The following is a 20,601-nucleotide window of genomic DNA, read 5'->3' as shown; positions in this document are numbered from 1 at the left end:
GAAGGGGAGGGCAGTGGTGGGCAGGTGCGCCCACCGTGAAGTTTGCCGTCAAACGGTCGGAATGTCGTCGAGGTATTTTTCTGCGTCCAGCGCGGCCATGCAACCGGCCCCGGCCGAAGTGACGGCCTGGCGATAAACGTGATCCGCCACATCACCGGCGGCGAACACGCCGGGGATCTCGGTGGCCGTGGCATCGCCCTCGCTGCCGCCCCTGACCCGCAGATAGCCGTCGTGCATGTTCAGTTGACCGATGAACAGGTCGGTGTTGGGCTTGTGACCGATGGCGATGAACACGCCGGCCAGCGGCAGCTCAGTAGTTTCACCGGTATGGCTGTCGCGAAGGCGGGCGCCGGTCACGCCGCTGGCATCGCCCAGGACTTCGTCGAGATTTTGATTCCAGTGCAGGCGAATATTGCCGTTGGCGGCTTTTTCGAAGAGTTTGTCCTGAAGGATTTTCTCCGAGCGCAACTTGTCGCGTCGGTGAATCAGGTGAACTTCCTTGGCGATGTTGGACAAGTACAGCGCTTCTTCAACGGCGGTATTGCCGCCACCGACGACAGCGACCACCTGATTGCGATAGAAGAAACCGTCGCACGTCGCGCAGGCGGACACCCCTTTACCCGCAAAAGTCTCTTCCGATGGCAGGCCCAGGTATTGCGCCGAGGCACCGGTGGCGATAATCAGTGCATCGCAGGTGTAAGTGCCGCCGTCGCCGGTAAGTTCGAACGGGCGTTGTTGCAACTTGGCCGTATGGATGTGGTCGTAAACGATCTCTGTGTCAAAGCGCTCGGCGTGTTTTTGCATGCGTTCCATCAGTGCCGGGCCGGTCAGGCCTTCGACGTCGCCGGGCCAGTTATCGACTTCGACGGTGGTGGTGAGCTGGCCACCTGCCTGTATCCCGGTGATGACCACCGGTTTGAGGTTGGCGCGGGCGGCATAAACGGCCGCGCTGTAACCGGCTGGGCCGGAACCCAGAATGATCAGGCGGCAATGCTTGGATTCGCTCATAAAACACCTCATAAGCCTTTGTCACAAAAGAGAATGCGTGCTCAAATTGAATCGCAGGTACGCGCCGTTGGCTATGCTGATCCATGGCCTGCCAGCATGGCATCGTACGAACAAACCCGTACAATGCGTGCCGGTCACTTGAATATTCAGTGCGCACCGTGTTTATAAAAACCGGAGTGCAGTGTTAAAAGTAGTCCCAGTTGCGCCTGTTAACTTTTTTACCTGCCTGGATTGGGCAGTTTTTTATAGTCATTCAACAGATGGACGCGCCAAAGGCGCAGGAAAAGAAGCGTTTTGAAGAAATCCACCGCAGCACCTAAACCAGCCGTCGTTCCGCTTTGGCGCCAGCATTTGCACTACCGACTCAAGGAAGGTGCATTGATCGCCATCGGCGGCTTGTGCCTGTTCCTGATGATGGCCTTGTTGACTTACGGCAAGGACGATCCGGGCTGGAGTCATAACAGCAAGATCGACGATGTTCAGAACTTCGGCGGCCCGGTCGGCTCCTACAGCGCCGACATCCTGTTCATGGTGCTGGGTTACTTTGCTTATATCTTCCCGTTGTTGCTGGCGATCAAGGCGTGGCAGATCTTCCGTCAACGCCACGAGCCGTGGCAGTGGAGCGGCTGGCTGTTCTCCTGGCGCCTGATCGGTCTGGTGTTCCTGGTGCTGTCGGGCGCGGCGCTCGCGCACATCCATTTCCACGCCGCGACCGGTCTGCCGGCCGGTGCGGGCGGTGCGCTGGGTGAAAGCCTTGGCGACCTGGCCAGGAACGCGCTGAACATTCAGGGCAGCACGTTGCTGTTCATCGCCCTGTTCCTGTTCGGCCTGACGGTGTTCACCGACCTGTCGTGGTTCAAGGTGATGGACGTCACCGGCAAGATCACCCTCGACCTGTTCGAACTGTTCCAGGGCGCGGCCAATCGCTGGTGGGCCGCCCGTGTCGAACGCAAGCAACTGGTGGCACAGTTGCGTGAAGTCGACGATCGCGTGCATGACGTGGTCGCGCCGACCGTTACCGACAAGCGCGAGCAGGCCAAGGTCAAGGAACGCCTGATCGAGCGCGAGCAGGCCCTGAGCAAGCACATGTCGGACCGCGAGAAGCAGGTGCCGCCCGTGATTGCCCCTGCGCCGCCGAAACCCGCCGCGCCGAGCAAACGCGTGGAAAAAGAGAAGCAGGCGCCGCTGTTCGTCGACAGTGCCGTCGAAGGCACCTTGCCGCCGATCTCGATTCTCGATCCCGCAGAAAAGAAACAACTCAATTACTCGCCTGAATCCCTGGCCGCCGTCGGCCATTTGCTGGAAATCAAGCTCAAGGAATTCGGTGTCGAAGTCTCGGTGGATTCGATTCACCCGGGGCCGGTGATTACCCGTTACGAAATCCAGCCTGCGGCCGGGGTCAAGGTCAGCCGTATCGCCAACCTGGCGAAAGACCTCGCCCGTTCCCTGGCCGTGACCAGCGTGCGAGTGGTGGAAGTGATTCCGGGCAAGACCACCGTCGGTATCGAGATTCCGAACGAAGACCGGCAGATTGTGCGCTTCTCCGAAGTGCTGTCGACCCCTGAGTACGACAACTTCAAATCCCCGGTGACCCTGGCCCTGGGCCACGACATCGGCGGCAAGCCGGTCATCACCGACCTGGCGAAAATGCCGCACCTACTGGTGGCCGGTACGACCGGTTCCGGTAAATCGGTGGGTGTGAACGCGATGATCCTGTCGATCCTGTTCAAGTCCGGCCCGGAAGACGCCAAGCTGATCATGATCGACCCGAAAATGCTCGAGCTGTCGATCTACGAAGGCATTCCGCACCTGCTGTGCCCGGTCGTGACCGACATGAAGGACGCGGCCAACGCCCTGCGCTGGAGCGTGGCGGAGATGGAGCGTCGCTACAAACTGATGGCGAAGATGGGCGTGCGCAACCTGTCGGGCTTCAACGCCAAGGTCAAGGAAGCCCAGGACGCCGGAACGCCGCTGACCGATCCTTTGTACAAGCGCGAAAGCATTCACGACGAAGCGCCGCTGCTGACCAAACTGCCGACCATCGTTGTGGTCGTCGACGAGTTTGCCGACATGATGATGATCGTCGGCAAGAAGGTTGAAGAGCTCATTGCCCGTATCGCCCAGAAGGCCCGTGCGGCCGGTATCCACTTGATCCTCGCGACCCAGCGTCCGTCGGTTGACGTGATCACCGGTCTGATCAAGGCGAACATCCCGACGCGCATGGCGTTCCAGGTGTCGAGCAAAATCGACTCGCGGACCATCATCGATCAGGGCGGCGCCGAGCAACTGTTGGGCCACGGTGACATGCTCTACATGCCGCCAGGCACCAGCCTGCCGATTCGGGTTCACGGTGCGTTCGTGTCCGATGACGAGGTTCACCGGGTGGTTGAAGCCTGGAAACTGCGCGGTGCGCCGGAATACAACGACGAGATCCTGGCGGGTGTCGAAGAGGCCGGCAGCGGCTTTGAGAATGGCGGTGGCGGCGGTGATGACGATGCCGAAACCGATGCGCTGTACGACGAAGCGGTGCAGTTCGTGCTGGAAAGCCGTCGCGCGTCGATCTCCGCGGTTCAGCGCAAGCTGAAAATCGGCTACAACCGCGCCGCACGCATGATCGAAGCCATGGAAATGGCCGGGGTCGTGACATCCATGAACACCAACGGCTCGCGTGAAGTCCTGGCCCCTGGCCCGGTACGCGACTGATTTGATTTGAAAGGATGGCGCGGTAACGCGCCGCCCGAACTCCCACGAATGTTATGAGGACTCCCATGCGTCTTATCCGCATGCTGTTGCTGCCGGTTCTGGCTTTGACCACGCTCTCGGCCCACGCCGACGACAAGGACGTGACGCGTCTGACCCAACTGCTGGAAAAATCCCAGACCCTGACCGCGCGTTTCTCGCAGCTGACCCTCGATGGCAGCGGCACGCAATTGCAGGAAACGGCCGGTGAAATGTCTCTGCAGCGCCCGGGCCTGTTTTACTGGCATACCGATGCGCCCGCCGAGCAGGTCGTGGTTTCCGACGGCAAGAAGGTGACGCTGTGGGATCCGGACCTGGAGCAGGCCACCATCAAGACCCTCGACCTGCGCCTGAGCCAGACGCCGGCGTTGCTGCTGTCGGGTGATGTGTCCAAGATCAGCGAGAGCTTCGCCATCAGCGCCAAGGAAGCCGGCGGCGTGATCGACTTCACCTTGAAGCCGAAAACCAAGGACACCCTGTTCGACAGCCTGCGCCTGTCGTTCCGCAATGGCCTGGTCAACGACATGCAACTGATCGACAGCGTCGGTCAGCGCACCAACATCCTGTTTACCGGCGTGAAGGCCAACGAGCCGATCCCTGCGTCGAAATTCAAGTTCGACATTCCTAAAGGTGCGGACGTCATTCAAGAGTAAAACGCAGAGCCTGCGGGGTCAGCCTTTGTGGCGAGGGGATTTATCCCCGTTGGGCCGCGAAGCGGCCCCAGATCTGCCAGTGCGGTGTATCAGGAATACCGCATGCAATGATTTCGCGACTGCTGCGCCGCCGAACGGGGATAAATCCCCTCGCCACAGGTTTCCGGCAGGCTTGAGAGCGTTGTACTTAACCGAGGTTTTAACGTACGTGATGGACCTGTTTCGCAGCGCCCCGATCTCCCAGCCCTTGGCCGCCCGTTTGCGCGCGGCCAATCTGGATGAGTACGTCGGTCAGGAACACGTGCTCGCTCGCGGCAAGCCATTGCGCGAAGCGCTCGAGCAGGGTGCCCTGCACTCGATGATTTTCTGGGGGCCGCCGGGCGTGGGTAAAACCACGCTGGCGCGGCTGCTCGCGGAAGTCTCGGATGCGCACTTCGAAACGGTCTCGGCAGTCCTGGCTGGTGTGAAGGAAATCCGCCAGGCGGTGGAAATCGCCAAGCAGCAAGCCGGACAGTATGGCAAGCGCACCATCCTGTTCGTCGATGAAGTGCATCGTTTCAACAAGTCGCAGCAGGATGCGTTTCTGCCGTACGTTGAAGACGGCACGCTGATTTTCATCGGCGCGACCACGGAAAACCCCTCATTCGAGCTCAACAATGCGTTGCTCTCCCGAGCCCGTGTCTATGTGCTCAAAAGCCTCGACGAAGCAGCCCTGCGCAAGCTGGTGCACCGCGCGCTGACCGAAGAGCGTGGCCTGGGCAAACGGCAACTGACCCTCAGCGATGAAGGTTTCCAGATGCTGTTGTCTGCCGCCGATGGTGATGGCCGGCGCCTGCTCAACCTGTTGGAAAACGCCTCGGATCTCGCCGAAGACAACAGTGAAATCGGCGTCGATCTGCTGCAAAGTCTGCTCGGCGACACCCGTCGGCGGTTCGACAAGGGCGGCGAAGCGTTCTACGACCAGATTTCCGCGCTGCATAAATCGGTACGCGGCTCCAATCCCGATGGCGCGTTGTACTGGTTCGCGCGGATGATCGACGGCGGTTGCGATCCGCTTTACCTCGCCCGGCGCGTGGTGCGCATGGCCAGCGAAGACATCGGCAATGCCGACCCCCGCGCCCTGAGCCTGTGCCTGGCGGCGTGGGAAGTGCAGGAGCGCCTCGGCAGTCCGGAAGGCGAACTGGCGGTGGCCCAGGCCATCACTTACCTGGCTTGCGCGCCGAAAAGCAACGCGGTGTACATGGGCTTCAAGGCGGCCATGCGCAGCGCCACCGAACATGGCTCGCTCGAAGTGCCGTTGCACCTGCGCAACGCGCCGACCAAGCTGATGAAGCAACTCGGTTATGGCGATGAATATCGATATGCCCACGATGAACCGGACGCCTACGCTGCCGGCGAAGATTACTTCCCCGAAGAGCTTGAACCACAACCGTTCTATCAGCCAGTGCCCCGTGGCCTGGAGCTGAAGATCGGCGAAAAGCTCAATCACCTTGCGCAACTGGACCGTCTCAGCCCCCGGCAAAGGAGAAAATAGTGCTTCCATTGATCGTTGCGGTTTCCGTCGGCGGTGTCGCCGGCACACTGTTGCGCTTTGCCGCCGGTAATTGGGTCAACGCTAATTGGCCGCGGCACTTCTATACCGCGACGCTGGCCGTTAATATCGTCGGCTGTTTGCTGATCGGCGTTCTATACGGTCTGTTTCTGATTCGCCCGGAAGTGCCTTTCGAAGTGCGCGCCGGGCTGATTGTCGGTTTCCTCGGGGGCCTGACGACTTTTTCATCCTTTTCACTGGATACGGTGCGCCTGCTGGAAAGCGGGCAAGTGCCACTGGCCCTGGGCTATGCTGCCATCAGCGTATTCGGCGGGCTGCTCGCCACCTGGGCTGGCCTGTCCTTGACCAAACTTTGATAACGAGAGACCGACATGCTCGATTCCAAACTGTTACGTAGCAACCTTCAGGACGTAGCGGACCGCCTGGCTTCCCGTGGCTATACGCTGGATGTTGCGCGCATCGAAGCGCTGGAAGAACAGCGCAAGACCGTCCAGACCCGCACCGAAGCACTGCAGGCTGAACGTAATGCGCGCTCCAAATCCATCGGTCAGGCCAAGCAGCGCGGCGAAGACATCGCGCCGTTGATGGCGGACGTCGAGCGCATGGCGAATGAATTGAGCGCCGGTAAAGTCGAGCTGGACGGGATCCAGACCGAACTGGATTCGATCCTGCTCGGCATTCCTAACCTGCCGCACGAGTCCGTGCCGATCGGTGATGACGAAGACGGCAACGTCGAAGTGCGCCGCTGGGGCACCCCGACCGCATTCGATTTCCCGGTCCTGGACCACGTCGCCCTGGGCGAGAAGTTCGGCTGGCTGGACTTTGAAACCGCCGCCAAGCTGTCCGGCGCGCGTTTCGCCTTGCTGCGTGGCCCGATCGCCCGTCTGCACCGCGCCCTGGCGCAGTTCATGATCAACCTGCACACCAGCGAACACGGTTACGAAGAGGCTTACACGCCTTATCTGGTCCAGGCGCCGGCGCTGCAAGGCACTGGCCAGTTGCCGAAATTCGAAGAAGACCTGTTCAAGATCACCCGCGAAGGCGAAGCCGATCTGTACCTGATCCCGACCGCTGAAGTGTCGCTGACCAACATCGTCGCCGGCGAGATCGTCGATTCGAAGCTGCTGCCGATCAAGTTTGTCGCCCACACCCCGTGCTTCCGTAGCGAAGCCGGCGCATCGGGTCGCGATACCCGCGGCATGATTCGTCAGCACCAGTTCGACAAGGTCGAGATGGTCCAGATCGTCGAGCCTTCGACATCGATGGAAGCGCTGGAAGGCCTGACTGCCAACGCCGAGAAAGTCCTGCAACTGCTGGAGCTGCCTTATCGCACCCTGGCACTGTGCACCGGCGACATGGGCTTCAGTGCGGTCAAGACCTACGACCTGGAAGTGTGGATTCCGAGCCAGGACAAATACCGCGAGATTTCGTCGTGCTCCAACTGCGGCGATTTCCAGGCCCGTCGTATGCAAGCGCGTTTCCGCAACCCGGAAACCGGCAAGCCTGAACTGGTTCACACCCTGAACGGTTCCGGTCTGGCAGTCGGTCGTACGCTGGTGGCGGTGCTGGAAAACTACCAGCAGGCCGACGGCTCGATCCGTGTGCCTGAAGTGCTGAAACCGTACATGGGTGGCCTCGAGGTCATCGGCTAAATGGACTATCTGCCGCTGTTTCACAACCTTCGCGGCAGTCGTGTGTTGGTCGTCGGCGGGGGGGAGATTGCCTTGCGCAAATCCCGCCTGCTGGCCGATGCCGGTGCGCTGCTGCGGGTGGTCGCACCTGAAATCGAACCGCAACTGCGTGAACTGGTGACCGGCAGCGGTGGCGAGTGCTTGCTGCGCGGTTACGTCGAGGCGGATCTGGACGGTTGCGGGCTGATCATTGCCGCCACCGATGACGAACCGCTGAACGCGCAAGTCTCTGCCGATGCTCACCGGCGCTGCGTGCCGGTCAACGTGGTGGATGCGCCGGCCTTGTGCAGCGTGATTTTTCCGGCGATTGTCGACCGGTCGCCGCTGATTGTTGCCATCTCCAGCGGCGGCGATGCGCCGGTACTGGCGCGGCTGATCCGGGCGAAAATCGAAACCTGGATTCCTTCCACCTACGGGCAATTGGCCGGTCTGGCCGCGCGTTTCCGCAACCAGGTCAAAGGCCTGCTTCCGGATGTGCAGCAGCGTCGGGCGTTCTGGGAAGATGTGTTTCAGGGCCCGATCGCCGATCGGCAACTGGCCGGGCAGGGCGCTGAAGCCGAGCGTTTGCTGCTGGCGAAAATCGCTGGCGAGCCGCCGACAAAAACCGGTGAGGTGTATCTGGTCGGTGCAGGGCCGGGTGATCCCGACCTGCTGACCTTCCGCGCCTTGCGCCTGATGCAGCAAGCCGATGTGGTGCTGTATGACCGTTTGGTGGCGCCGGCGATTCTCGATTTGTGCCGTCGCGATGCCGAGCGGGTGTACGTCGGCAAGCGTCGCGCCGATCACGCGGTGCCTCAGGATCAGATCAACCAGCAATTGGTGGACCTGGCCAAGCAGGGCAAGCGCGTCGTGCGGTTGAAGGGCGGGGATCCGTTTATTTTCGGGCGCGGCGGTGAAGAGATCGAAGAGCTGGCGGCCCATGGCATCCCGTTCCAGGTCGTGCCGGGAATCACGGCGGCCAGCGGTTGCGCGGCGTATGCCGGGATTCCGCTGACCCACCGCGATTACGCGCAGTCGGTGCGGTTCGTCACCGGCCACTTGAAGGACGGCTCCACCGATTTGCCATGGGCCGATCTGGTCGCACCGGCGCAAACCCTGGTGTTTTACATGGGGCTGGTGGGCTTGCCGATCATCTGCGAGCAGTTGATCAAGCATGGTCGCGGGGCGGATACCCCGGCGGCGTTGATCCAGCAGGGCACCACGGTCAATCAGCGGGTGTTTACCGGCACCCTGGCCGATCTTCCACGGCTGGTGGCGGAGCATGAAGTGCATGCACCGACGCTGGTGATTGTTGGGGAAGTGGTGCAGCTGCGCGAGAAACTGGCGTGGTTTGAAGGGGCTCAGGCGCAGGTCTGAACACCGGGTCGGTCGCATCGCCAGCAGGCTAGCTCCCACAGGGGATTTGTGAGCGACACAGATCCAGTGTGGGAGCTAGCCTGCTAGCGATTAGGGGCCTCTAAAATTGCACAAACCTCAGGCCTTGCGCCAAACCCCTTTCCCGCTCAACCGTGCCCGATCATGGGCCGCGCTGAAATCCTGCTCCGGCCCTTTCGGCACGATACCCGTCGGGTTGATGGTCTTGTGGCTGCCGTAGTAGTGGTTCTTGATGTGGGTAAAATCCACCGTCTCGGCAATCCCCGGCCACTGATAAATCTCGCGCAGCCAATTCGACAGGTTCGGGTAATCGGCAATCCGCCGCAGGTTGCACTTGAAATGTCCGTAGTACACCGCATCAAAGCGAATCAGCGTGGTGAACAGCCGAATGTCCGCTTCGGTCAGGTATTCGCCTACCAGATAACGATTAGCGCCTAACAACGCTTCCAGCCGATCCAGCTCGGCAAACACCTCAGCGAACGCTTCTTCATAAGCCTTTTGCGATGTGGCAAACCCGGCGCGGTACACACCGTTGTTCACCGCCGGATAAATCCGTTCGTTCAGTGCATCGATCTCGCCCCGTAGCGGCGCCGGGTAAAAGTCCAGGTCATTGCCGGTCAACTCATCGAACGCGCCATTGAACATGCGGATAATCTCCGCCGACTCGTTGTTGACGATGCGATTCTGCTGTTTGTCCCAGAGCACCGGCACGGTGACGCGCCCGGTATAGTCGGCGGTATCGGCGGTGTAACGTTGGTGCATGAAGTCGAGGTGATCGAGCTTGTCGCCAGTCGAGCCAAAATGCTGGTCGAAGGTCCAGCCGTTTTCCAGCATCAGCCAGCTGACCACGGACACGTCGATCAGGCTTTCGAGGCCTTTGAGTTTGCGCAGGATCAACGTGCGATGGGCCCACGGACAGGCGAGGGACACGTACAAGTGATAACGACCCGCTTCTGCCGCAAAGCCACCGACACCGGTCGGGCCGGGTTTGCCGTCGGCGGTCAGCCAGTTGCGCCGCTGCGCCTGTTCACGCTGGAATGCGCCGTCCTTGCTGCTTTCGTACCACTGGTCACGCCAGCGACCTTCAACTAACAAACCCATGTTCAAGACTCCTCAACCGATAAGCGTTGGAGAGGAGTCTATTCGGATAGGTTCGATAAAAAAGCGCAAAGGTTGGAGGGTTATGATCGGTTAAATCGATCTGTCCCGAGCGTCCCAATACTGCTGGGCGGTTTCGAAGGCTTGCTCGCGCGTCTGGCCGAGGCCGCGCAAGGCGAGGGCCATGGTCGCGATCAGCGCCATTTGCGGGTAGCTGTCGACCACGTCGCCACGCCATACGGCTTTCAAATGTCCGCGGTCGAGCGAGGCGGGTTTGACGTGGCGCTGGCTCGACAGCTGTGGCCATTCTTCATCCCAGCTCTCGCCGCCGGTGGTGCCATACAAGTGGCTGTCGGCGTCAGGGTTGATCTCGATCTCGCCGCCATCGCCCTTGACCACGATCGCCGTGTCGCCGAGCAAGCCGCTGGCATCACGGTGCACCGCCTGATAGCCGGGGTGGAAAATGCTTTGCAGGCCACATCGAGCGCGCAACGGATTGAGAATGCGCGCCAGGGAATGGATCGGCGAACGCAGGCCGAGGGTGTTGCGCAGGTCGATCATGCGTTGCAGTTGCGGTGCCCAATCCACCAGCGGCATGAATGCGAGGCCGCCGTTGTCGAGGGCCGATCCGACCTGCTGCCAGTTGCGGCACAGCGGGATGTTCAACTCGTCCAGCAATTGCTCGCTGTACAGCCGCCCGGCGGTGTGCGCGCCACCGCCGTGCATGAAAATCCGCACGCCGTTCTGCGCCAGGCACTTGGCCGCCAGCAGATACCACGGCAGATGACGCTTCTTGCCGGCGTAGGTCGGCCAGTCCAGATCGACATTCAATGCCGGTGCCTGCAAACGATCACGCAAGGCTTCGGTGAACCCGGCCATTTCCTCGGCACTTTCTTCCTTGTGCCGCAACAGCATCAGAAATGCACCGAGCTGAGTGTCTTCGACCTTGTCGTCGAGCACCATGCCCATGGCTTCGCGTGCTTCCTCTCGGGTCAGGTCGCGGGCGCCGCGCTTGCCTTTGCCGAGGATCCGCACGAACTGGGCGAAGGGGTGTTCGGCGGGCGTTTCGAGGGTCAGCGCTGGGTAGTCGGTCATAAGCAATTCGTCGGTTTGGGCAGGCCCGCCAGTTTCGCGGCGAGTTTGGCAGGGGTGCCTTTGAACAGTCGGTTCAGGTGCAGGCTGTTGCCTTTTTCCGGGCCGAGCTTCAACGCGGTGTATTTGATCAGCGGGCGCGTCGCCGGGGACAGCTGGAATTCGGCGTAGAAGCTGCGCAGCAGTTCGAGGATTTCCCAATGGTCAGGGCTCAACTCGATGTCTTCGGCGGCGGCGAGGGCACGGGCTACTTCAGCGGACCAGTCGCTCAATTCAACCAGGAATCCATCCTTGTCCAGCTCGATGGCGCGGGCGCCGACGGTCAGTGAATTCATAGCCAACTGTTGACCTTGTCGTAGTGAATCGACAGTTCGACGAAAGCTGGATAGTCGATGGCCTTGGCGGTGTCAGGAATGTCCAGCGCGCGCGCCCGGGCATCTTCGGCCAGCACGAACAGCGTCGGGTGGCGAGCGTTCAGCGCGTCGCAGGGTACGGTGCCCGGCTGCAACGCGTACACCGCGTCGCCGGTCAGCAGCAGCGCATCGTTTGCACCGATCACGCGCAGGCAACTGGTCAGGCGATCGTCGCCGAACGGGGAATGAGACAACACATGCAAAGTCGACATCAGAGGGTGATCACCTGGTCGTAACGGTCAATGAGGGCGGTGATGTCGTGGGCGCTCAGCACCTGGGCTTCTTCGAGAGCCAGACCGGTCGGGTCCAGACCGCGTTCAGCGGCGCTGTCGCCACAGACGAAGAGGTCTTCGACGCCGAACATTGGCAACGCCTGCAGGTTGGCGCTCAGGTCTTTCTGTTGCAGGGCCCTGGCGTCCTGTTTCGCGGCGAGCTGGAACACGCCGTCATCGAGAAACAGCAGGCCGATCGGCAGGTCGAACGCGCCGCCGGCCAGCACGATGTCCAGCGCTTCCCGCGCGCTCGGCCCGGACCACGGTGCCTGACGACTGATGATCAGCAGGGATTTAGGCATGTCACGCACCTCCGAAGCAGATCAGGCGGTCGGCATCCTGCACCGCGTCATGCAACTGGCCGAGCCCGGACAACTCCCACGGTGCGCCGACGGCAATGGCCTCGCGCTGATAGCGCCCGGCTTCTTCTTCGTTCAACACGCCACGGCGCAGGGCGGCGGCGATGCAGACCACGCCGTCCAGCTGGTGCTCGGTGACGAAGGCGCGCCATTGCTTGGGCAAATCCAGCTCATCCTGCGGCGTGACCACGCTGCTGGAAGCGTTGTACACGCCGTCCTGATAGAAAAACAGCCGGACGATTTCATGCCCGCCGGCCAGCGCAGCCTGGGCGAACAGCAAGGCGCGGCGCGAGGAGGGCGCATGGGCGGCGGAAAACAGCGCGATGGCGAACTTCATGACGGACTCGATCAGCAAAACTGCGGCCATGATAAAGCTTTATCGCGGGTGCGGCTAAATCGATGTTGTCTATGCGGGCCTCGTCGCGGGCAAGCCCGCGATGAGGCCCGAACAGTCGATACAGGGTCAACGCGGCATATACCCCAACTGCCAGCGCCGCGGAACCTTCAACGACAGCGCCCCCAGCGCACCCGCCAGCAATCCGCTGACAAACAGCGCCTGGAGCCCGAGATGCTGTTCCAGCACGGCACCGAGCACTGCGCCGGCAAACATGCCGGTCCAGGGGATCAGTTGCACCCGCCATCCGTTGCGCCGCTCGCCGAGCATCCAGCGTCCCAGGCCGCGGCCGAAGCGCGACAAGGCGCCGGTGACATAGGTCAGCCCCACCGGCAGACCGTTCACTTCTTCGACGGCCGCATTGAGCATGCCCATGGCGATGATCGCTGCCAGCAGCGCCGGCAGTTGTTCGTCATAGGGCCAGGCCGCGGCCGCACACAACAGCATGGCGATGCACAGTAATAACGGCAGCGCCCGACGCCCGCCCAGACGACTGACCACAATGCCCAAGGCATTACCGAGGATGAACGTCCCCACGAGCAGCAGCAGGCGCAACGTCAGGCCCATATCGCCGTCGCTGATCGCCACGGCCAGGCGAGTGGTGTTGCCGCTCATGAAGGAGACGAAGTCGCCGCTGGCCATGAAGCCGATGGCGTCGGTCATGCCGGCGAGTACGGAGAGTGCGGCGACCAGCGACAGGCCGATACGCCCGCGCCATTTCTGGGTGTGCAGGTGCCCCGGACTGGCGCGGGTTGTGGAGGACGAAGGCAGCATCGGTGGCGGGATCCTTGATCGGTGACGGTTACGGATTCAATCCATATAACTCGCAATAGTCCCGCCAGTCCATCCCTGCCATTTCCGCTACTTCCTTGTGCACTTCCATGCGTTGGGCCTGATAATCCTCGGCCGTCGCGGCCGTCAGTTGCAGCGTCAGCTCCCAGGCGAACAAGCCCAGGCGCTCGGCCTCGGCTTCGAACGCTTCATGCAAGCGTTCGTCGCGAAATTGCGCCGCTGTTTCACCCTTGGCCTGGGCCAGCAGCGGGTTGAGGTTGTCGAGTTCGTGGCGCAGCTCGGGGCGCTCATCGAGAAACTTCCTCAGCGCCTGCTCGTGTTGCTGTTCGGTTGCCGCCATGGTCGCTCCTTGAGAATGGGTTACGAAGACTGCTTCTTGCTGGCCTTGGCCGCAGCGGCCAGGCATTCGAGGGCCCACTGCTCCGGGTAGGTCATCTGGATCGGCGTGGTTTCGCCCTTCACGGTGCGTTCGCCATCGAGGATGTAACGGATCCGTTTGTCGGTGACGCCGATTCGCTTGGCGATCCAGGAAGGCGTCTGACCGATCTGGCTGATCAGCTTGTCGGCGTATTCAGCGGTCGGTTTGTAAAACTCGGCGTTGGGTGTCATGGACGTTCCAGAAAAAATAGGCCCGGAAATAGGGGCGATACAGCGTTTGGCGCGACAGGGTGCGCGAATCGTTGCGCGGTGTCGCGGTATAAATGAAGTAAAGCAGAACGATACGCCTGCCCACGGTGATACAGTCCGCTTTTTCTTGATGAGCACATGCAATGCGAATTCTGATGGTGGCGCTGGCCGCAACGTTGCTGGCGGGATGTGCCGGTTCGGCAATGAACGATGCCCGCACCGGAGCCCCGTACAAAACCCTGACGTCGGACAAGCCGGAAAAGGTCGTTGCCCAGTGCGTGCAGTTTTCCTGGCAGGACGAAGCGGTGTTCGGCGTCGATGCGGGCGCGTACCTGCAGCCGGGCAAGAAGGGCGGGTCGACTGTTTACACGCGTTCGGCGGAATCCTTTGTGGACATCACCGCGGATGCCTCGGGTACGACGTTGAGTTATTACGCCCGGCATGACGATTTTGTCGCCAAGCGCCGGTTGGCGGCACTGGCGACTTGCCTCTGATTTACTGAACACCGCAATACCCTTTGTAGGAGCCAGCAAACCGGCTCCTACAGGTTAGGCGTTGTTAATCAGGCGCTTCTGAAAGAAGAACCGCTTGTGCCCCGGCGGGTAATCAGCGATCTGGCCCAACTCGCTATACCCGAGCTTCTTGTAAAACTCCGGCGCCTGAAAATCGAAGGTGTCCAGCCAGATCCCCACGCACTCCTTCTCCCGCGCCAGGTCTTCGGCCATCTGCATCAGCCTGGAGCCTATGCCTTGTCCCCGGCCCTGTTCTGGCACCGAGAGCAATTCGATAAACAACCACTGATAGAAAAACCGGCCATACAGTCCGCCCAGGGTTTCACCCTGGTCATCGCGAACCATCAAGGCCAGCGGTTGCGCCTTGCCGTCACCCGCTTGCGCGACGTTGTAGGCGCGCAACGGTGCAAGGATCGCCTCGCGATCTTCCAGTGTCGGGTTTTGCAACAGTTCGATGCTTAATGTCATTGGCTACATCCTTATGGCAGTGAGGCACGAGCGTATCCGGGTCGCGACGTTTGTTCTATCCCCCCGACGAACAGAGGAACCGTCGCCAGCGCGCAGATGTCTAGCCTTTACAGCGTCATTCCAGAACGCAACCGATGAGGGCCACCTGCCTTGAACATTTTTGAAGCCTTGCGCGAAAGCCATGACCGCCAACGCACCTACGCCGATGCACTGATCAAGACCAGCGGCGACACCCCGGAACGCGTCGAAGCGTACAAACAGCTCAAGTCCGAACTCCAGGCCCATGAAACCGCTGAAGAGCGGCATTTCTATATGCCGTTGATGGAATTCGACAACGGTGTCGACCTCAGCCGCCATGCGATTTCCGAACACCACGAGATGGACGAAATGATGGAAGAGCTCGACGAGACCGAGATGTCGAGCCCTGCCTGGCTGGCGACCGCGAAGAAACTCTCCGAGAAGGTCCATCACCACTTGAAAGAGGAAGAGCAGAAGTTCTTCCAGATGGCCGGCAAGTTGCTCGACGACAAGCAGAAGGAAACGCTCGCCGGGCAATATGAGAGGGAATACAAGGCTCAACTGTCATGAAGGTCTTTTCGTCTAAGATGGGCGTCTTCTGACGATTTAAGGACGCCTTGTCATGCCGAACACAGCCGAACGGGTCAACATCATCGAGTCCCAGGTGCTGTCCCACGACTGGTATTTGCTGAAGAAAATCACCTTTGATTACCAGCGCAACAATGGTGAATGGCAGCGCCAGACCCGCGAGGTCTACGACCGTGGCAATGGCGCGGCGATTCTGCTGTTCAACCGAGAGAAAAAAACCGTCGTACTGACCCGGCAGTTCCGCTTGCCGGTGTTCGTCAACGGTCACGACGGTTTGCTGATCGAAGTGGCGGCGGGGTTGCTTGAAGGTGCCGCGCCGGAAGCGCGCATACGCGATGAAGCGGAAGAGGAAACCGGATACCGCGTGCACCATGTGCAGAAGGTCTTTGAGGCCTACATGAGCCCGGGCTCGGTGACTGAAAAACTGCACTTCTTCATCGCCGAATACGACGCTTCATCGAAAGTCGGCGAGGGTGGCGGGCTGGAGGAAGAGACCGAAGAGCTGGAAGTGCTGGAGTGGTCGTTCGAGGCGGCGCTCGAGGCGTTTTATCGTGGCGAAATCTGCGATGCGAAGACCATCATGCTGTTGCAGCATGCGGCGATGAAAAACATCTTCTCGGCGTGAGTCATCCTCCCTGTGGCGAGCTCGCTGGCGCCGGGCTGCGAAGCGGTCCCAAAATCTTCAGCCTTATCCAGGATTTTGCCAGTGCTGCGCACTGGAGCGGGAGCAAGCTCCCTCGCCACAAAGGAGCGGGCGTTAATTCGAAAACAAATCGCCCATCCTGTTGGCGCCCGACCATTCGCATCCCTCCAGCGTCAGCAACAATTCCTTCGCCTCAAGCCCACCCGCAAACCCCGTCAGTTTCCCCGAGGCGCCAATCACCCGATGACACGGCGCAACAATCGAGATCGGGTTCTTGCCATTCGCCGCACCCACCGCGCGAACCGCGCTCGGGTTGCCGATCTGCTCGGCAATCTGGCTATAGCTGCGCGTTTCGCCGAAGGGAATGGTCAACAGCGCTTGCCACACCTTCTTTTGAAAATCAGTCCCGGTGAAATCCAGTTCCAGGTCGAAGCGATTTCGTGTGCCGGCAAAGTATTCCGTCAACTGCTGCCGGGCGCGAACCAGGATCGGGTTGTCCGGAGCTTCGCTGAGCGGGCCAAGCCGCACACGGTTCGGTTTGTCGTTTTCCCAGAGGATGGCCGCGAGTCTTGCACCGTTCGCGACCAGCTTCAATTCGCCGACCGGAGAGGCCAGGGTGGTGAAGGTAAACGTCATGCCGGCGAACTCCAAAACGGGTGAACAGGGGACAAGCATACTGCCTCGTTGGGGAGGCGCAATACGCAATCCCAGCCATACTGCGTACTGCTCTTGACACGTTTTCTCTGTTTTTTACCGACCCTAAAAACAAAAAGAGACCGACTCATGAAGTTCGAACCTTTTGCCAAATCGCTCATCGCGACCTCCTTGGCGCTCAGTTGCCTGATGGCCCACGCGGCCTCCGTCGCGCCTGTCGCCGCCGAAAACGGCATGGTGGTCACCGCCCAGCACCTGGCCAGCCACGTGGGTGTGGATGTGCTCAAGAACGGTGGCAACGCCGTCGATGCCGCGGTCGCGGTCGGGTATGCGCTGGCGGTGGTGTATCCCGCGGCGGGGAACCTGGGTGGCGGCGGTTTCATGACCATTCAACTGGCGGACGGGCGCAAGACCTTCCTCGACTTCCGCGAAAAAGCCCCGCTGGCCGCCACTGCCGATATGTACCTCGACAAAGAGGGCAATGTCGTGCCGGATCTCAGCACCCGTGGCCACCTGGCCGTAGGCGTGCCGGGCACGGTATCCGGCATGGAGCTGGCGCTGAGCAAGTACGGCACCAAACCGCGCAAGGAAGTGATCGCCCCGGCCATCAAGCTCGCTGAAGACGGTTTCACACTGGAGCAGGGCGATGTCGATTTGCTGGAGTACGCCACCGACGTGTTCAAGAAGGACATCAAGGATTCCGGCTCGATCTTCCTGAGCAACGGCGAGCCGATGCAAGTCGGGCAGAAACTCGTTCAAAAAGACCTGGGCAAGACCCTGCGGGAAATCTCCGAGAAGGGGGCCGACGGCTTCTACAAGGGGTGGGTGGCTGACGCGATCGTCACTTCCAGCCAGGCCAACAAGGGCATCATCACCCAAGCCGATCTCGACAAATACAAGACCCGCGAACTGGCGCCCATCGAGTGTGATTACCGTGGCTACCACGTGGTCTCGGCACCGCCGCCAAGCTCCGGCGGCGTAGTGATCTGCGAGATCATGAACATCCTCGACGGTTACCCGATGAAGGACCTGGGCTACCACTCGGCGCAGGGCATGCACTACCAGATCGAAGCCATGCGCCACGCGTATGTCGACCGCAACAGCTACCTCGGCGACCCGGATTTCGTGAAAAACCCGATCGCCCATCTGCTGGATAAAAACTACGCGACCAAAATCCGCGCCGCCATCAATCCGCAAAAGGCCGGCGTGTCCCGCGAGCTCAAACCCGGCGTCGCGCCCCATGAAGGCAGCAACACCACCCATTATTCGATCGTCGACAAATGGGGCAACGCGGTCTCGGTGACCTACACCTTGAACGACTGGTTCGGCGCTGGCGTCATGGCCAGCAAGACCGGGGTCATCCTCAACGATGAAATGGACGACTTCACCTCGAAAATCGGCGTGCCGAACATGTACGGCCTGGTGCAGGGCGAGGCCAACGCCATCGCGCCGGGCAAGGCGCCGCTGTCGTCCATGAGCCCGACCATTGTCACCAAGGATGGCAAAGTCGTCATGGTGGTCGGCACGCCGGGTGGCAGCCGCATCATCACCGCGACCTTGCTGACCATCCTCAACGTGATCGACTATGGCATGAACATCCAGGAAGCGGTGGATGCGCCGCGTTTCCACCAGCAGTGGTTGCCGGAAGAGACCAACCTGGAAACCTTCACCACCAGCCCGGACACCGTGAAGCTGCTTGAAAGCTGGGGACATAAGTTCGCCGGGCCGCAGGATGCCAACCATATCGCGGCGATTCTGGTCGGCGCGCCGTCGCTGGACGGAAAACCGGTGGGCAAGAACCGTTTCTACGGGGCGAACGATCCGCGTCGCAACACCGGGTTGTCGCTGGGTTACTAAGGGTTGTGTTCGCAGGGGGGCGGATTTACTTTCTGTCCCCTGACTTACCGACAGATCAAGGAAGGAATCATGTCCACTGCACTGTTAATCATCGACGTCCAGCAGGCGCTCTGTGCTGGCGACTACGAATGCTTCGAGATTGCGCGTGTCATCGACACCATCAACGGTCTCAGCACCCGCGCCCGACAGGCCGGGATTCCGGTGGTGCTGATCCAGCATGAGGAAGCGGGCAGCCCATTGGCGCATAACGCCAAAGGCTGGCAACTGGCCGAGGGGCTGGACGTCTCGCCCAAGGATTGGCGTGTACGCAAGACCACACCGGATTCGTTCTACCAGACCAACCTGCAAAAATTGCTGCCGAAGGAGGATTTCGAACGTCTGATCATCTGCGGTTTACAAACCGATTATTGCGTCAACGCCACCGTGCGTCAGGCGCTGAAACTGGGGTACGACGTGGTGCTGGCGGCTGACGCTCACTCCACGGTAGACAATGGAAACCTCGCCGCCGAAGACATCATCGCCGAGCACAACAAGGACCTGGCGCATTTGACCGGCTCGGTGACGCGGATCGACGCGACGCCCGCAGCGGCCATCACGTTCTAGCGCCAGTGCCAGAACCGTTTTTTCACAGGAACCTGGCTTGCCGGCGATGGCGCATCCAAGGGCACCATCGCCGGCAACTCACCCACTTGCAACCGCTGCACCAACGCCTGAAAGCGTTCCGATGCCACCCAGTCGGGATCGGCGTCATCCACCAGCAGCATGATCCCCAGGTAATGTTCCAGGTGCAGCGTGATGACCTGCCCCTCGGCCTCCAGATCCCAATAACGCTGGTCCAGCCCGCTGGCCTGTACAACCCACGTTCCGTCGAGTGCTTGCCTCAATTCATCGGCGATCCGATCGAACAGCGCCCGGTCAGATGTATCGGACAGGTAGATCGTTGGCGCGGGTTTGGTCATGTCGGACTCCGGAAAGTCCCCTGACTTTACGTCAGCCACACACCCTGTGGCGAGGGCGATGCTGTTCACTTAAGCGCGGGCCCGGATCTATGTGAACGGAATTATGCGGCGTGAAGCTTGCCCTTTACTCCAAAGGGACGTGCAGCGCCCGGAAACGGAACTACACTCAAGAACCGTTCTCGGTTACGGCGTGATTGGCAATGACCTTGCCTGGATGAAGGCGAGCCCGTCGTGGATGCTCTTGCCTAAACCCGAAGCCCTCCGGTTCGGCACCGGTGAACAGGATCACGACAGATACCTGACGGTTTACAGCGTCATCGTCACGCCGTTTATCGACATTGCCCGACACACCACTGTTGTCTCATGGAGACCTCTCCCATGGATGTCCAGGTTCATCGCGCCGACGCCACTCACCTCGACAACGTTGCCAGCCTGTTCGACGCCTATCGAGGTTTCTACGGCCAACCCTCAAACCTGACGCAATCGCGTGACTTTATCGCCGAGCGCATCGCCCGGGATGAGTCGGTGATCTTCTTCGCCCAGGACGCCACCGGCGAAGCACTGGGTTTCGTCCAGTTGTTCCCGACGTTTTCCTCCATCGACGCGCATCGCACCTGGCTGCTCGGCGACCTGTTCACCGCACCCGCGGCCCGAGGCCGCGGGGTCGGGACGCAACTGATGAACACCGCGCGGACCTTCGCGTTGCTCACCGGCGCGAAAGGCATGACGCTGGAAACGGCCACGGACAATCACGGCGCACAACGCTTGTATGAATCATTGGGCTACGTGCGCGAAACGGGTTACTACACCTATTGCCTCGATTTGAAGCAAGGCTGAT

At 60.7% G+C, this 20,601-nt stretch carries 25 protein-coding genes and 1 pseudogene; 13 read left to right on the top strand and 13 right to left on the bottom strand.

Annotated elements, in window-relative coordinates:
• Window positions 1-48 precede the first annotated feature (48 nt).
• Window positions 49-1,008 (bottom strand): thioredoxin-disulfide reductase, encoded by a 960-nt coding sequence (trxB, locus tag ACM1ZW_RS29375; RefSeq protein ID WP_416739894.1) that lies wholly within the window; start codon window positions 1,006-1,008, stop codon window positions 49-51.
• A 294-nt stretch (window positions 1,009-1,302) separates the two neighbouring features.
• Here trxB and ACM1ZW_RS29370 point away from each other — a divergent pair, with 294 nt between their 5' ends.
• The 6 genes from ACM1ZW_RS29370 to cysG all read left to right on the top strand — a co-directional run bounded on the left by ACM1ZW_RS29370 (window position 1,303) and on the right by cysG (window position 8,999).
• On the top strand, window positions 1,303-3,711 hold the full coding sequence (locus ACM1ZW_RS29370; protein ID WP_017339588.1) for a DNA translocase FtsK: 2,409 nt from the start codon (window positions 1,303-1,305) through the stop codon (window positions 3,709-3,711).
• Window positions 3,712-3,776: 65 nt separating this feature from the next.
• A complete protein-coding gene (gene lolA / locus ACM1ZW_RS29365; RefSeq protein WP_414880070.1) occupies window positions 3,777-4,400 on the top strand; it encodes an outer membrane lipoprotein chaperone LolA in 624 nt (207 codons plus the stop codon).
• A gap of 211 nt (window positions 4,401-4,611) precedes the next feature.
• Entirely contained in the window at window positions 4,612-5,934 is a 1,323-nt protein-coding gene (locus tag ACM1ZW_RS29360; protein ID WP_414880069.1) for a replication-associated recombination protein A, read from the top strand.
• Complete coding sequence (gene crcB / locus ACM1ZW_RS29355; protein ID WP_017339585.1) at window positions 5,934-6,308, top strand: fluoride efflux transporter CrcB; 375 nt, start codon at window positions 5,934-5,936, stop codon at window positions 6,306-6,308. The genes ACM1ZW_RS29360 and crcB overlap by 1 nt, the downstream gene beginning before the upstream one ends.
• Before the next feature lie 15 nt (window positions 6,309-6,323).
• The gene (gene serS / locus ACM1ZW_RS29350) at window positions 6,324-7,604 is read left to right on the top strand and encodes a serine--tRNA ligase (protein WP_414880068.1); all 1,281 of its coding nucleotides are present in this window, start codon (window positions 6,324-6,326) and stop codon (window positions 7,602-7,604) included.
• Window positions 7,605-8,999, top strand: coding sequence for a siroheme synthase CysG (gene cysG, locus ACM1ZW_RS29345; protein WP_017339583.1), 1,395 nt, complete (start codon window positions 7,605-7,607; stop codon window positions 8,997-8,999).
• Between the two features lie 117 nt (window positions 9,000-9,116).
• Here cysG and ACM1ZW_RS29340 read toward each other — a convergent pair whose 3' ends face one another.
• From ACM1ZW_RS29340 to ACM1ZW_RS29300, 9 genes are all read right to left on the bottom strand, one after another.
• Window positions 9,117-10,118 carry a glutathione S-transferase family protein gene (locus ACM1ZW_RS29340; RefSeq protein WP_414880067.1) on the bottom strand — a complete coding sequence of 334 codons (1,002 nt, stop codon included), beginning with the start codon at window positions 10,116-10,118 and terminating at the stop codon, window positions 9,117-9,119.
• 90 nt (window positions 10,119-10,208) lie between these two features.
• Complete coding sequence (locus tag ACM1ZW_RS29335) at window positions 10,209-11,210, bottom strand: glycosyl transferase family protein (protein WP_414880066.1); 1,002 nt, start codon at window positions 11,208-11,210, stop codon at window positions 10,209-10,211.
• Window positions 11,207-11,542 (bottom strand): TusE/DsrC/DsvC family sulfur relay protein, encoded by a 336-nt coding sequence (locus ACM1ZW_RS29330; RefSeq protein WP_414880065.1) that lies wholly within the window; start codon window positions 11,540-11,542, stop codon window positions 11,207-11,209. The genes ACM1ZW_RS29335 and ACM1ZW_RS29330 overlap by 4 nt, the downstream gene beginning before the upstream one ends.
• The gene (gene tusB, locus ACM1ZW_RS29325; RefSeq protein ID WP_017339579.1) at window positions 11,539-11,832 is read right to left on the bottom strand and encodes a sulfurtransferase complex subunit TusB; all 294 of its coding nucleotides are present in this window, start codon (window positions 11,830-11,832) and stop codon (window positions 11,539-11,541) included. Before tusB ends, ACM1ZW_RS29330 begins: the two co-directional genes overlap by 4 nt.
• Window positions 11,832-12,194 carry a sulfurtransferase complex subunit TusC gene (gene tusC, locus ACM1ZW_RS29320; protein WP_017339578.1) on the bottom strand — a complete coding sequence of 121 codons (363 nt, stop codon included), beginning with the start codon at window positions 12,192-12,194 and terminating at the stop codon, window positions 11,832-11,834. The genes tusB and tusC overlap by 1 nt, the downstream gene beginning before the upstream one ends.
• Window position 12,195: 1 nt before the next feature.
• On the bottom strand, window positions 12,196-12,588 hold the full coding sequence (gene tusD / locus ACM1ZW_RS29315; RefSeq protein WP_031319020.1) for a sulfurtransferase complex subunit TusD: 393 nt from the start codon (window positions 12,586-12,588) through the stop codon (window positions 12,196-12,198).
• A 126-nt stretch (window positions 12,589-12,714) separates the two neighbouring features.
• On the bottom strand, window positions 12,715-13,419 hold the full coding sequence (locus tag ACM1ZW_RS29310; protein WP_414884312.1) for a YoaK family protein: 705 nt from the start codon (window positions 13,417-13,419) through the stop codon (window positions 12,715-12,717).
• Between the two features lie 28 nt (window positions 13,420-13,447).
• On the bottom strand, window positions 13,448-13,777 hold the full coding sequence (locus ACM1ZW_RS29305; protein WP_017339575.1) for a DUF6388 family protein: 330 nt from the start codon (window positions 13,775-13,777) through the stop codon (window positions 13,448-13,450).
• A 20-nt stretch (window positions 13,778-13,797) separates the two neighbouring features.
• Entirely contained in the window at window positions 13,798-14,046 is a 249-nt protein-coding gene (locus ACM1ZW_RS29300) for a hypothetical protein (RefSeq protein ID WP_150582959.1), read from the bottom strand.
• 161 nt (window positions 14,047-14,207) lie between these two features.
• Between ACM1ZW_RS29300 and ACM1ZW_RS29295 the strand changes: the two genes are divergently transcribed.
• Window positions 14,208-14,558, top strand: coding sequence for a hypothetical protein (locus tag ACM1ZW_RS29295; RefSeq protein WP_414884314.1), 351 nt, complete (start codon window positions 14,208-14,210; stop codon window positions 14,556-14,558).
• A 54-nt stretch (window positions 14,559-14,612) separates the two neighbouring features.
• Here ACM1ZW_RS29295 and ACM1ZW_RS29290 read toward each other — a convergent pair whose 3' ends face one another.
• Entirely contained in the window at window positions 14,613-15,044 is a 432-nt protein-coding gene (locus ACM1ZW_RS29290; protein ID WP_414880061.1) for a GNAT family N-acetyltransferase, read from the bottom strand.
• A gap of 150 nt (window positions 15,045-15,194) precedes the next feature.
• Here ACM1ZW_RS29290 and ACM1ZW_RS29285 point away from each other — a divergent pair, with 150 nt between their 5' ends.
• Both ACM1ZW_RS29285 and ACM1ZW_RS29280 read left to right on the top strand, forming a co-directional pair.
• Window positions 15,195-15,632, top strand: coding sequence for a hemerythrin domain-containing protein (locus ACM1ZW_RS29285; RefSeq protein WP_017339571.1), 438 nt, complete (start codon window positions 15,195-15,197; stop codon window positions 15,630-15,632).
• Between the two features lie 52 nt (window positions 15,633-15,684).
• On the top strand, window positions 15,685-16,275 hold the full coding sequence (locus ACM1ZW_RS29280; RefSeq protein ID WP_414884316.1) for an NUDIX domain-containing protein: 591 nt from the start codon (window positions 15,685-15,687) through the stop codon (window positions 16,273-16,275).
• Between the two features lie 132 nt (window positions 16,276-16,407).
• Here ACM1ZW_RS29280 and ACM1ZW_RS29275 read toward each other — a convergent pair whose 3' ends face one another.
• Window positions 16,408-16,929: a methylated-DNA--[protein]-cysteine S-methyltransferase gene (locus ACM1ZW_RS29275; protein ID WP_017339569.1), complete on the bottom strand. Its 522-nt coding sequence runs from the start codon at window positions 16,927-16,929 to the stop codon at window positions 16,408-16,410.
• Window positions 16,930-17,076: 147 nt separating this feature from the next.
• On the opposite strand from ACM1ZW_RS29275, the gene ggt reads away from it, so the two are divergent.
• Together ggt and ACM1ZW_RS29265 are read left to right on the top strand one after the other, a co-directional pair.
• Entirely contained in the window at window positions 17,077-18,804 is a 1,728-nt protein-coding gene (ggt, locus tag ACM1ZW_RS29270) for a gamma-glutamyltransferase (protein WP_414880059.1), read from the top strand.
• Window positions 18,805-18,873: 69 nt separating this feature from the next.
• On the top strand, window positions 18,874-19,407 hold the full coding sequence (locus ACM1ZW_RS29265) for a cysteine hydrolase family protein (protein ID WP_416739893.1): 534 nt from the start codon (window positions 18,874-18,876) through the stop codon (window positions 19,405-19,407).
• Here the strand turns inward: ACM1ZW_RS29265 and ACM1ZW_RS29260 are convergent.
• On the bottom strand, window positions 19,404-19,763 hold the full coding sequence (locus tag ACM1ZW_RS29260) for a DUF3630 family protein (protein WP_017339566.1): 360 nt from the start codon (window positions 19,761-19,763) through the stop codon (window positions 19,404-19,406). The two genes, ACM1ZW_RS29265 and ACM1ZW_RS29260, sit on opposite strands and share 4 nt — an antisense overlap.
• A gap of 247 nt (window positions 19,764-20,010) precedes the next feature.
• Here ACM1ZW_RS29260 and ACM1ZW_RS29255 point away from each other — a divergent pair.
• Window positions 20,011-20,241 (top strand): annotated as a pseudogene (locus tag ACM1ZW_RS29255) (hypothetical protein); the annotation flags it as partial.
• The gene (locus ACM1ZW_RS29250; RefSeq protein ID WP_414884319.1) at window positions 20,142-20,600 is read left to right on the top strand and encodes a GNAT family N-acetyltransferase; all 459 of its coding nucleotides are present in this window, start codon (window positions 20,142-20,144) and stop codon (window positions 20,598-20,600) included. The pseudogene ACM1ZW_RS29255 and the gene ACM1ZW_RS29250, both read left to right, overlap by 100 nt.
• The last annotated feature ends 1 nt before the right edge of the window (window position 20,601 follow it).

The sequence above is a fragment of the Pseudomonas sp. NFX71 genome, from assembly GCF_048079215.1.
GTDB lineage: Bacteria > Pseudomonadota > Gammaproteobacteria > Pseudomonadales > Pseudomonadaceae > Aquipseudomonas > Aquipseudomonas fluorescens_B.
This window is presented reverse-complemented; position numbering and strand designations above follow the sequence as displayed.